Here is an 11,156-nt window from a genome sequence, read left to right on the forward strand (position 1 = left end):
ATATAGCTTATGAAACGCCTTACTACAATATTGACATTGATGATGACAGCTTTGTTGTCTTTCACTTTTACTTCTTGTGATCCTGATGCAGAAGTTGCATACTACATGGATGGTACTTGGAAAGGTAATATTTATGTTAGTTCAGAATATGATGGAATGGTTTATAAAGCCGCTTATTCAGAAATAGAGTTTGACAGTGGGTATAATTCTGGCGACGGCTACTGGGTAGACTATTATAGCAACTCTCCTTATGATTATGTCGCAAATCATATCACTTGGGTCGTTCGTGATCAGAATATATATATACACTTTAGAGAAGAAAACACGGATATCATAATCTATGATTATAAAATAAATGATTCTATGTTCTCTGGATATATTCAAACTAATGACGGAACAAGAGCTGCTTTTAGCCTGTATCATACATCTTCTCTAAACTGGAATAGTTACAGATATGGTTTTGACTCATACGCAAAAACTCGTTCAATAACTACTGTTGGTGCTCCAAAGAGAGTGTTTATAAAATAACGGTAAATATATTAATATAGAAAACTTTTAAAGACTTCAAATATGAAAAAGCTAATGAAAATAATAATGCTGCTTGTTATCGTTGCAACTACGATGATTTTTGCAAGCTGTGATTCTGGTGATGACAATTGGTATGATAATAATCAGAACACAAATAACTCTAGTAACGACAATACGCTGAATGTTCTTGCTAATACTCTTCGTGGACATTGGGAAGGGAAAATGTTATATGAATATACAGAGAACGGAATTCGCAAGCAGGCTACGTTTGATGGACAAATGGAATTTGACCAATATGATGCCACATCAATAAGTGGACGAGGTGTTGAAGTTGATGTATCAGGTACTCAAAGTCAGGAACTAAAGTTTTCGTGGTATATTGATAGTAAGACAGGTGATATTTATGTTACTTACGATGCAAGTAAGAACCAATATGTCATAACATTTGGGAATAGTAATATTCAGTCTTATCTTGATACAAAGAGCTTTCATGGTACTATGAAGGGTGTGAACAACGATGAATATATTGACTTTGACTTCAGTCGTTACACTTATGCAAAAGGTTATACACCAACATTCACTCGTGCGGCGATGACTCGTGCAATGGGAGTTGTAGTGGAAAATAAAATTGTTAAGGGTAGAAGATAAGCCCATATGAAAATAAAACAGGGATAAAGCTTTATGCCTTATCCCTGTTTTTTATATCTTGATGCATAGGATTGTTAAAATCCCCATGCAATTTTAACCTTGTCTACGCTTAAACCTTCTACTTGGTTTTCAACGTCATCAGGTAGATTACAGAAAAAGTCTATTCCTGTCTTTTGTTCCAAATCGTCAATATTTACAACGAAAGATGCAACACCCTTACTTCTTTGGTCTACATCAAGATGTTCAATCCAAAATCCCATAGCCTTATATCCCAAAGAATTTTTTGCTAATACAGCCATAAAGAAATAACGAGGAACAATAAAGCCACTCTTTGTTTGGTCAATAATCTTATCGTCACCATCAATTGTTCCACCTTTGCAAACGTATAAAGTATCAGCATTCGAAGCCCAGTCTCTTACTTTTGCCTCCATGTCACTCCATATCTTTTCATTCAGGTTTCCAACTTGTGGCTGCATGTTAGTCATGTAAAAAGTTTGCTCGTTAGCATCTTTTGAATATACTCTGTCTTCAGAAGCACAGATGTGTCCTCTTTCATAGAAACTACCAATTCCTTTATAATAGCTACCGCTAAATTCTCCTGTAACATTTGGCTGCTCTGATGAAGGGACTGATGGATCCTTTTGAAAAGGGTCTCCTCCCCATGAAGTCTGTTTCCAGCCACTACGGTTCCAGTTTTTTACATTATTGCTCTTATATATCTCAAAACAAGACCAGCGTTGTGATCTTAATGTGTGATCCCACTCTGATGCGTATGTCATTCCATAAGCAGATGTTGAGTGAATAATAACTTCGCTTGTTCCACCTTTAACCTTAGGAAATTCCAATCTAGCAATTTCTTTAGGTTGACTACTTGAAATTGTGTTCTTATTTACATTGGTAACGTCACTGGTACTTCCATTACCGTCGTCAGTAATACTCTCGTTACTACCACAAGAAACAAGGAACAGAGTTGTGGCAAACAAGCTGATAAAAAAATGAATTTTTCTCATACGTAATATTTTTAAGACAAAAATGCGTTCGAACGTATATGCAACTACGTTCGAACGCACTCTATAATATATACTTGTAAAAGGATATATTTACTTCTTCAACTTACCGTAACGGTTCATGAAGCGGTCAACACGACCTGCTGTATCAACAAGCTTGTTCTTACCTGTATAGAATGGGTGAGAAGTACTTGAGATTTCGACCTTTACAATTGGGTAAGTTTCGCCTTCAAATTCTACATTTTCGTTTGTCTTGCAAGTAGACTTTGTAAGGAACATATCGCCGTTGGACATATCCTTAAATACGACGGGACGATAGTTTTCTGGATGAATACCTTTTTTCATTTCGTTTAAATATTATTGTTTGTAATCTTGTTATCTACGTAACAGGTTGCAAAATTAATCAAAATTTTGCAGCCTGCCAAATATTTAGATAAGTTTTTCCTTTTTACTAAATTAAAAGAGGTCGGTATTTATTACCGACCTCTTTATAACTTTATTTTGATATGCTATTACTTTGCATATGTAATTGTTATCGTTTGTACTCTGAGCTGTACTCCACCACCAGTTGATCCAGTGAATACGTTTGTATATGTGGCATTATTTCCGCTAAACTTAACAGTAGCAGTAGTATTACCTACGTAATCTGTTCCGCTATATGAATCGCATGTAAATACTATTTTCGCTATAGCTTTTTTGCCATTTACCGTAATCGTATTATTTTTGTATACTCGTACACCCTTAGTTGAAACATTGAAAACTGGAGCATTTGTTTCACCATTCTTGTCAAATACAATAGTTGTGCCATCAGTCAAACTAACTGTACTAACAACAGCCTTGTCAGCATATCCCAATGTATTTAGGTCTACAGTTGCTGTTTCTGTGCTTTCAGTTGCTGCACTGTTAGCCATTGTAACTGTAGTATTATTTATAGAGACTGGTACTGCACTACCACCAGTCTCACCACCAGTAGATGTACCATCACCAGTTACAGAGATTAGAGTGCTACTCTTATCTATTTCTGGCTTGCCACTGTAATCTTTAATAACACCGTAAACTTCAACAGTCTGACCGAGTTTCAAGTCACTGGCAGAAGTAAATTTGGCACCACCGATACCAAGACCTGAATAAACCTGCATTTGGTTTGTTGTAGTACCATCATCAGAGATGTAGTATGTTAAGCTTCCGTATGATCCATTGAATGAAGGAGCAACAGAAATGATGCCCTTTACATATACAGGGGCTGTAGGTGCGCCTGCTGCAATAACTTGGATTGCTTTTGCTACGTTATATGGCTTATCTATAGCGTTGTCATCTGCAGTTGTTGGAGTATATGTCTTTCCATTAAGGGTATTGATATAGTTACCTTGCATGAACTCATAAGTACCTTTGAACGCACCAATCTTACCAACAAGAACAACATTGTCACCAACTTTGATTTCGTTAGCAGCTTTAAACTTTTGGTTTCCGAAAGCATAACCACGATAAACGATTAGTTGACCAGTAGACGTTCCGTCGTCAGAAATTTTGTAATAAGCATTACCATAATTTAGACTGACAGAGTCAACGGAAGAAATTTTACCCTTTACATAAACGATACTGTCTAAGTTTACGCCAGCTTTGATATAGTTGTTTGCGTCAGCCACTGTATAAGGATCATCAACAGTACCTTGACCGGTGTATGTTGTGGTTGTACCTCCACCGTTTGTTGGTTCACTGTAAGGCATTGGAACATCTTCACAACTAGTGAATGTCATGGCTGTAATAGCCAATGCTAATAATGAATAAATAAACTTTTTCATATATTTCTTTTTTTGTTTTTACTGTTTGATAGCAATTTAATTTGCGTTTTCTACATCGCTTGCTTTGCGGATGATAACTTGCCACTTATTATTATAGCGAGTGAAAATACCTGTTATGTTTACTTTACCAGTAGGAAGTGTCTCGGCAGCAAAGTCTGCATAAGTACTAGTTCTCACAACAAAGCTGTTTTTGTCCAATTCGTTTAGAACACGTTCGCAACAGTTGTTGTTTACTACATCTTCCTTATTGCTGTATACTTTCTGACCGCCGTCAGCAAATGTGACGCCCTTGATAGTCATCAGTTTTCCAGCATTGTCTGTCAAGTATTGAGCATTTTTCAAGCTAGCTTGGTTGAATTCTGTAGCTGATACAGATACAGTCTTTCCTGTATATTTGAATTGATGATCCCAGAGTAACTTGCTCATTCTTCCGACAGAAGTTTCACCTTTTGCGCTAAGATATTTATCTCCAATTTGAGGTTGCATACCATAGCATCCTATGTATAGTCCTTTAAGGTTTACGATAATTTCTGTACCTACAGGAAGATATCCATTGATACCACTTTCATTAATGCCAACAAGTATTGCACCTGTGCTGTCCTCAAGAGAAATTTGACTGAACAAATTGCCCTCAATATCGTTACCCGTAACATGAGCCTTTATCTGAATGTCGTCAGATACAGGAGCATAGCCGTATGTCTGAGATAAAGTAGACTGATATTTAGCTTTCACTTGGGCAATGGTCATGATATTGGTTTCCGGAACAGCAGTGTTTCCTCTTTGAAAACCTGTAGGCTCATCCCAATTGCCGTCCATACATCCTGTAAAGAGTGTGCAGACAAGAGCTAACATTATGTATTTAATATTCTTCATTTCTTCTGGGATTTAAATTAGAATCTATATGCTATTTGTAGCATTCCGTTAGTTCCGTAAATGTAATACTTCTTAGGGTTCATAGAGAATCTGTAGCAACGGTCGCTAGTACTACCATCATTCTTCAGTGAGTAATCGCTACGACTTTGTTCGTAACCACCTGTTACTATCTTCTGGTTGTTAAGAATATTAGTAACCATTAGGTTGATAGATAGACTACCTTTCTTGAGGCGGATGCTTTTACCAATTGTTCCGTCAAGCATAAATCCACCCTTTCCCTTATCCTGTGGAGAAACGATGTAGTTTCCTTCATTGTCAACACTCTTTTGATTTTTCAAAGGAGTTTGGTAACGATAGTAAGGAGAGTAGCTCAAGTAGATGCGGTCGTAATAGTTACCGTTAAGGTCAATATACCATCCACCCTGATGGAAACTCAAACCAAGGCTACCAGCTGTAAGTGGTGTTCCGCTTTCGCGCATGTTCTCAACAAGAGCGATGTCGTCTACGTATGTACCCTGTGTAGAGTTAAGGTAACGAACTTTTGCGTTGCTGATGTTCTTAGCTTCGCTGATAGTACCAAGAGCCTTAAAGTCTAGGAATGATGTGAGCTTGAATGTTAGTCCAAGTTCTGCACCGTAATATTCCTTGTTCAAACCTGTAAGTGAGTTGTAAGAGAATGAGTTGATATCATCAAAATAGAAACATGTCCATTCTGTTGCGTTATCAATACGGCTGTAATAACCGCTTAAATTGGCGTGAAGCCAAGAATTACTAAACTGATAAGCAAGTTCACTGCTGAATACGCGCTCATTCTTAAGATTTTGAACGAAGTCATTATTCATTTCTGGAGCCTGGAATGCAACATCGGCTGTTGGAGCTTTGTGCTCGTAACCAAGACCAAGAGATACTACGCTTCCGTGACCAAGATCCATAGAACCGCTGAATTTAGCACCACCTGAAAGGAAGTTTGCAGTCTTACTCTTGCCATAAGAATTATCAGCAAATAATCCGTTACGCATCTTGCCATCACGGTTCATTCCGTCGTAACCAATTTTTGCTGCAATGCTATAATGAAGAATTCCGAAAGTCTCAGTATAGTTACTCCAGATGTTGCCCTTCATTACGTTAAGGGTATAGTTGTAACCAAACTTGTCACCCTCTTGAACAAGTGCGTTAGGATGATTCAAATCATATTGAAGTTTATCCGAACCTATAGGATATGTTCCAATAGCATAAGTGTTTATGTTGTGGAATGAATTTGCACCGAGAAGGTCGTCCATTGTCTGATAATGAAAGCCTTTATTACCGATAGCTGCAAAACCTAGATTCCAAGTACTCTTGTCTGTTAAGTGCTTAGTAAGTGCAGAGGCAAGTGTCACATTTAGATTGTTGCTATGACGTTTCTGTACATAGTACATTGCGTCTACACCTTCCCCGTTTACAGTTTGATTGGCTGCATAAAGGCGATCCCAGTTAATCTGGCGGTTAGCTTTACTGTAATTCAACCAGTCGTAGGCACGTTGCCAATCAGCAAGAGCTTGTGGTGTCTGATATTGAGCATTGCTTCCCCATACATCATAGAAACTGCTAGGCAGACTCTTATAGTAATCAGGAGCAGGGTTATCAGAGTTGTTATAGTTCAACTTTGTACTTGAGTACATGCTGTACTTTCCAAGTATTGTTGTTGTGAGTTTTGTCTTGTTATTTATGTTCCAGTCCCAAGTGAAGAGAGCAGAAGGTGCAAAGTCATTAACTACACGAGAGTTACGCTTCTTGCCGTTCTGATAACCCCAATAAGGGTTATACTGATTATCATTTGCAAGCCAGTAGCTTTCGTCAGTAGCTGCACCTTGTGTTGCACGCTCTGTAGGATTGCCCCATGTGGCAAATGAGAAGCTATGTTTTCCAAGAAGTTTCTGTACGCCAAGGAAATAAGACAATGAATTATAGAATGTACCTTCTACATATCCACGATTTGCCCAACGATAAGTAAGACTTCCACTGAAAGCCCAGCCTTTAGCGTTGAATCCGCTACTGTATGAATACATACCGCGTAAAGTATAATTGCGGTTAGCTGCAGCTAAGCTGACACGGTGACCAGTAGCCATACTACCACTACGAAAATCATAGTTATTACTTCCTGCCATGTCTGTCATTCCGTAATTGTTGCTCTCAAAAGGAAGTGAGAAATCAACATTGCGTGTCATCTGGTTCAGACCACCAATTGATGAAAAACTGAATTGTCCACGCTCTACGTCGTTAACAGGCGCGCCGTTAATGTAAATATCGTTATACTTTTGGTCAAAAGCGCGATAACGAAAGCGGACCGGTGAAAAAAGATAACCAACCTCGCTGGCATACGCATTAGTGTTAGAGTTAAGGATGGTCACATTTTGACTCATGTTGTCATCCTCGCCCAACTGTGCTTCTGTAAAAGTGAACGCATTCTCGTCTAAAGCCTTTGCCTGTTGCTGAGAATTGTTGTTGTTCTGAGCGAGCGCAAGAGACGAATAGCAGAGCGCGAACAGTGCTAATTGGAGCTTCTTTTGCATAGTTTGATGTTTAATAAATATTAATAGTATGCTGCAAAGTAACAAAATAAAAATTAAATTAACGAGAATTTTAAGTTAATTTTTTTAGAATATACATATACATTAAATAAAAATGTGTATATTTGCAGCTTACGCGCCTTTGTTTATTGGCATTAGCTAAAGTTATTAAAATAATATTACATTTTTTATTATAGATGAAAAAACAGTTATTAATATTGGCAGTTCTGCTGATTAGCATTACAGCCACAGCGCAGAAGACGTTTTCTGTTTACGCAGTAGGTTTTTACAATCAAGAGAATTTGTTTGATACATGTCATGATGAAGGTAAGAATGATTACGAATTTCTCCCAAACGGTTCTTATCATTGGGATGGATTGAAGTATTCTCACAAGCTTCATAACATGGCGCAAGCACTTTCTGATATGGGAACAGACTTGCTACCTAATGTTGGATGTTCTGTTATCGGACTTAGTGAGATTGAAAATGCGAAAGTATTGACTGATCTTACAAGTCAGCCTGCACTAAAGGCACGCAATTACAAGTATTGTCATATTGAGGGACCTGATATGCGTGGTGTCGACTGTGCTTTGATTTATAATCCAAAAATGTTCAAGGTGGATAACATGAAACTTGTGCCTTATGTACAGAAAGAACTTAAAGACAGTAGTTTCAAAACTCGTGGTTTCTTAACCGTTAGTGGTAAGATGGCTGACGAACATGTTGTATTCATCGTATGTCATTTACCTAGTCGTTTCAATGGTTCTTCATATCGTGAGTGGGGCGCAACTCAGGTTAAGGCTGTAAAGGATTCCTTGATAAAGGAAGATCCTAATGTAAAGGTCTTTGTAATGGGTGATATGAACGATGACCCTACAGACAAGAGTATGCATGAGGCTCTTTCTGCAAAGGAAGAAATTAATATGGTTGGACCTGATGATATGTATAATCCTTGGTATAATGTCTTAAAGCAAGGTACCGGTACATTGATGTATCGTGGTGCATGGAATTTATTCGATCAGATTATCATGTCACCAAACCTACTTAATAAAGGTGATAATAAAGGATTTTCTACATTGAAATTCTGGAAGAATAAGATTCAGCGCATGCCTTATCTGTTCCAGACCGAAGGGCAGTATAAAGGTAGCCCAAAACGTACAAGCGCTGGCGGTGTTTGGCTTGATGGCTATTCAGACCACTTGCCTGTATGTGTATACCTTGTTAAAGAACAGGCAAATTGATAGAGACACATCCTTTTGAACCTTGGTTGCCGAGCAATGCGAAGTTGCTGATGCTCGGTACCTTTCCACCAGCAAGTAAGCGTTGGTGTTTTGAATGGTATTATCCAAACTTTCAAAATGATATGTGGCGCATATTCGGATATCTTTTCTTTGCCGATAAAATGCACTTTGTTGATACCGATAATAAAACTTTTCGTCTTGAGATGATAAAAACTTTTCTTGCCGAAAAGGGAATTGCAATATTTGATACAGCATTGCAAATACGTAGAACTAAGAATACGGCATCTGATAAAGATCTTGAGATTGTGCAGCCTAGTGATCTTGACGCTATGTTGAAAAGTTTGCCAGATTGCAAGGGTGTGCTTACTGCGGGACAATTAGCTACCGATATATTCATGCGCCATTACAGTATAAAAGAAATGCCGAAGATGGGACAGAGCGCAGAGTTCGTGTTCGATGGAAGGCCAATGAAATTATATAGAATGCCAAGCAGCAGTAGGGCTTATCCTATGCAGTTGGAAAAAAAGGCAGAGTTCTATCGTGTAATGTTTGATGAACTTATTTAGCTTCTGCCACAAAATTACAATAATAACATTATAATGGACGATAAAATTACTATCATCGGCATTGCTGGTGGGACAGGAAGTGGAAAAACCACTGTTGTAAGAAAGATTGTTGAGGCGTTGCCACCGCATTATGTGGCTGTTGTTCCACTTGACTCATATTACAATGACACTTCACACATGACTGAAGATGAACGTCACGCTATAAACTTTGATCACCCTGATGCATTTGACTGGAAGCTTTTGAATAAGCACATCAATGACTTGCGAAACGGAATGGCTATAGAACAGCCTACATATAGTTACTTGCTTTGTAACCGTTTGCCAGAAACAGTGCATGTAGAGCCAAAGCCTGTGATCATTATCGAGGGTATTATGACGTTGATAAACAAGAAGTTGCGTGATCTTATGGATCTCAGAATATTTGTGGACTGTGATCCCGACGAGCGACTTATAAGAAATATACAGCGGGATACTATTGATCGTGGACGTACGGTTTCAATGGTTGTTGAAAGATATCTGAAAGTATTGAAGCCTATGCATGAACAATTTATAGAGCCAACAAAACGTTATGCTGATCTTATCATTCCTCAAGGAGGAGAGAATATAAAAGGTATAGCAATATTATGCAAATATATAGAAGGACTTGTTCCTCAAGAATAATTTTTATAAAGCAGAAGACATTCATCAGTCCTCTGCTTTATTTTTTGTACGTATCGCATGGGGGTAATCTTATGTGTGCAAGCCTCAAGCGATTTCTAATCTTGGGGTAAAGTATTGATGTAATAGGTACTATTCTAAGTTTATCCTTACGAAGTAACCCTTCTCGTTGATTTCGTTTCAATTGGCATTATAAAACATGTACTTAAATACAGAATTCCCCTCTAAGGGTTTTTAAATAAATAGCTACGGAGCTACGTTTGTGCTTGAAAGTCCTTTGATTACTGGTATTGTTGAAAATAAAAACTAAAAAAATAGCTGCGGTAAGCTACGTACTAGCTACGTCATTATTAGTCGTTTTAACGATGAAACGAAAAATTGAGAATATTTCGAGGTGATTTTGTCTTGTCAAAAATGCAAGTCCGTTTTTTAAATAGAATGTTTTCCATATAGAAACGGAAACGTTTCATCGAAGGAATAAAAACTTTTTATCGTAGGATTGGAAACTTTATGTCGATATAATACAAACGTTTGATCGTAGAAATGGATTTTCAAGTTTTTGCGCGCACGATTTTTATTATAAAATGCTGCAGATAATATGCAGTTTACTGTAGCTGATTTTTCTAGAAAAAGCGGTGCATGTGTTATCCATCAATAGTTTAGAGTGAGTACATAGTTCATGCAACTCAATGTAAAAAATCACTTGAGCAAGCTTTGGTATTGTGTTTATTATTCAATCTAATAGTGATAAGGGCCATATCACTCCCTATTGCTTCGTAAACTGCAGAGTGATAAGGCCCATATCACTCTGCCTTATTTCGCGAATTAGAATTTTCGTGTATAGGTCCATCTAAATCATGAGAACACATAATCAGATTCATCGTCAATTTAGGGGAGTGATAAATCTATTCCGGCTAAAGACACGCTACCAGAAAAAGTTTTTTCAATGTCACTAATGTCACTTTGTCACAAACCCTTTGTTTATAAGGGATGAGTGTCTTATAGCAGAAAAGGTTTACACTAAAATGTAAACTATGGATAATATAATTAGAAAAAGGCGTCCTTATGAACGCTGTGAAGCAAGTGTTCGAGAAGCAATTCTGCATGAGATTTCGACAAGTAATTTGTCAATAAAAGCGATATCAGACAAGTACTTCATTAATCCGCGTAATGTGCGAACATGGCTTTATCGTATTCGCAAATCTCAAGAAAAGAGTGTATCTTTGTCTTCAGAAAGACATGAAATGGAAAATCAAGCCATTTCTGTTGTTGAATCAATGGCAAA

General features: G+C 37.6%; 11 protein-coding genes. 6 read left to right on the forward strand and 5 right to left on the reverse strand.

Going from position 1 to position 11,156, the window contains the following annotated elements; all coding sequences use genetic code 11:
* The first annotated feature begins 9 nt into the window (after positions 1-9).
* Both B045_RS0107485 and B045_RS0107490 read left to right on the forward strand, forming a co-directional pair.
* The gene (locus B045_RS0107485; RefSeq protein ID WP_025884114.1) at positions 10-528 is read left to right on the forward strand and encodes a hypothetical protein; all 519 of its coding nucleotides are present in this window, start codon (positions 10-12) and stop codon (positions 526-528) included.
* A gap of 42 nt (positions 529-570) precedes the next feature.
* Positions 571-1,176 carry a hypothetical protein gene (locus B045_RS0107490; RefSeq protein ID WP_018463658.1) on the forward strand — a complete coding sequence of 202 codons (606 nt, stop codon included), beginning with the start codon at positions 571-573 and terminating at the stop codon, positions 1,174-1,176.
* A 74-nt stretch (positions 1,177-1,250) separates the two neighbouring features.
* Here the strand turns inward: B045_RS0107490 and B045_RS0107495 are convergent, their stop codons facing one another.
* The 5 genes from B045_RS0107495 to B045_RS0107515 form a co-directional block, all read right to left on the reverse strand.
* On the reverse strand, positions 1,251-2,186 hold the full coding sequence (locus B045_RS0107495) for a DNA/RNA non-specific endonuclease (protein ID WP_018463659.1): 936 nt from the start codon (positions 2,184-2,186) through the stop codon (positions 1,251-1,253).
* A gap of 90 nt (positions 2,187-2,276) precedes the next feature.
* Positions 2,277-2,528 carry a type B 50S ribosomal protein L31 gene (locus B045_RS0107500; RefSeq protein ID WP_018463660.1) on the reverse strand — a complete coding sequence of 84 codons (252 nt, stop codon included), beginning with the start codon at positions 2,526-2,528 and terminating at the stop codon, positions 2,277-2,279.
* Positions 2,529-2,695: 167 nt separating this feature from the next.
* Complete coding sequence (locus B045_RS0107505; RefSeq protein WP_018463661.1) at positions 2,696-3,985, reverse strand: single stranded DNA-binding domain-containing protein; 1,290 nt, start codon at positions 3,983-3,985, stop codon at positions 2,696-2,698.
* Positions 3,986-4,021: 36 nt separating this feature from the next.
* On the reverse strand, positions 4,022-4,858 hold the full coding sequence (locus tag B045_RS0107510) for a DUF5689 domain-containing protein (protein WP_025884110.1): 837 nt from the start codon (positions 4,856-4,858) through the stop codon (positions 4,022-4,024).
* A gap of 17 nt (positions 4,859-4,875) precedes the next feature.
* Complete coding sequence (locus B045_RS0107515) at positions 4,876-7,410, reverse strand: TonB-dependent receptor (protein WP_018463663.1); 2,535 nt, start codon at positions 7,408-7,410, stop codon at positions 4,876-4,878.
* Positions 7,411-7,604: 194 nt separating this feature from the next.
* Between B045_RS0107515 and B045_RS0107520 the strand changes: the two genes are divergently transcribed.
* The 4 genes from B045_RS0107520 to B045_RS15525 all read left to right on the forward strand — a co-directional run.
* Positions 7,605-8,648, forward strand: coding sequence for an endonuclease/exonuclease/phosphatase family protein (locus B045_RS0107520; RefSeq protein WP_018463664.1), 1,044 nt, complete (start codon positions 7,605-7,607; stop codon positions 8,646-8,648).
* A 50-nt stretch (positions 8,649-8,698) separates the two neighbouring features.
* The gene (locus B045_RS0107525) at positions 8,699-9,214 is read left to right on the forward strand and encodes a uracil-DNA glycosylase family protein (protein ID WP_238312186.1); all 516 of its coding nucleotides are present in this window, start codon (positions 8,699-8,701) and stop codon (positions 9,212-9,214) included.
* A gap of 33 nt (positions 9,215-9,247) precedes the next feature.
* The gene (gene udk, locus B045_RS0107530) at positions 9,248-9,874 is read left to right on the forward strand and encodes a uridine kinase (protein WP_018463666.1); all 627 of its coding nucleotides are present in this window, start codon (positions 9,248-9,250) and stop codon (positions 9,872-9,874) included.
* A gap of 1,031 nt (positions 9,875-10,905) precedes the next feature.
* Positions 10,906-11,156 (forward strand): hypothetical protein (locus B045_RS15525; protein ID WP_026234366.1); only part of this gene is annotated, 251 nt, incomplete at its 3' end.

The organism is Segatella paludivivens DSM 17968 = JCM 13650 (assembly GCF_000373185.1).
Lineage (GTDB): Bacteria > Bacteroidota > Bacteroidia > Bacteroidales > Bacteroidaceae > Prevotella > Prevotella paludivivens.

Coding starts and splice junctions, on each gene's coding strand:
- B045_RS0107485 (WP_025884114.1), top strand. CDS start 10: ATGAAACGCCTTACTACAATATTGACATTGATGATGACAGCTTTGTTG.
- B045_RS0107490 (WP_018463658.1), top strand. CDS start 571: ATGAAAAAGCTAATGAAAATAATAATGCTGCTTGTTATCGTTGCAACT.
- B045_RS0107495 (WP_018463659.1), bottom strand. CDS start 2,186: ATGAGAAAAATTCATTTTTTTATCAGCTTGTTTGCCACAACTCTGTTC.
- B045_RS0107500 (WP_018463660.1), bottom strand. CDS start 2,528: ATGAAAAAAGGTATTCATCCAGAAAACTATCGTCCCGTCGTATTTAAG.
- B045_RS0107505 (WP_018463661.1), bottom strand. CDS start 3,985: ATGAAAAAGTTTATTTATTCATTATTAGCATTGGCTATTACAGCCATG.
- B045_RS0107510 (WP_025884110.1), bottom strand. CDS start 4,858: ATGAAGAATATTAAATACATAATGTTAGCTCTTGTCTGCACACTCTTT.
- B045_RS0107515 (WP_018463663.1), bottom strand. CDS start 7,410: ATGCAAAAGAAGCTCCAATTAGCACTGTTCGCGCTCTGCTATTCGTCT.
- B045_RS0107520 (WP_018463664.1), top strand. CDS start 7,605: ATGAAAAAACAGTTATTAATATTGGCAGTTCTGCTGATTAGCATTACA.
- B045_RS0107525 (WP_238312186.1), top strand. CDS start 8,699: ATGCTCGGTACCTTTCCACCAGCAAGTAAGCGTTGGTGTTTTGAATGG.
- udk (WP_018463666.1), top strand. CDS start 9,248: ATGGACGATAAAATTACTATCATCGGCATTGCTGGTGGGACAGGAAGT.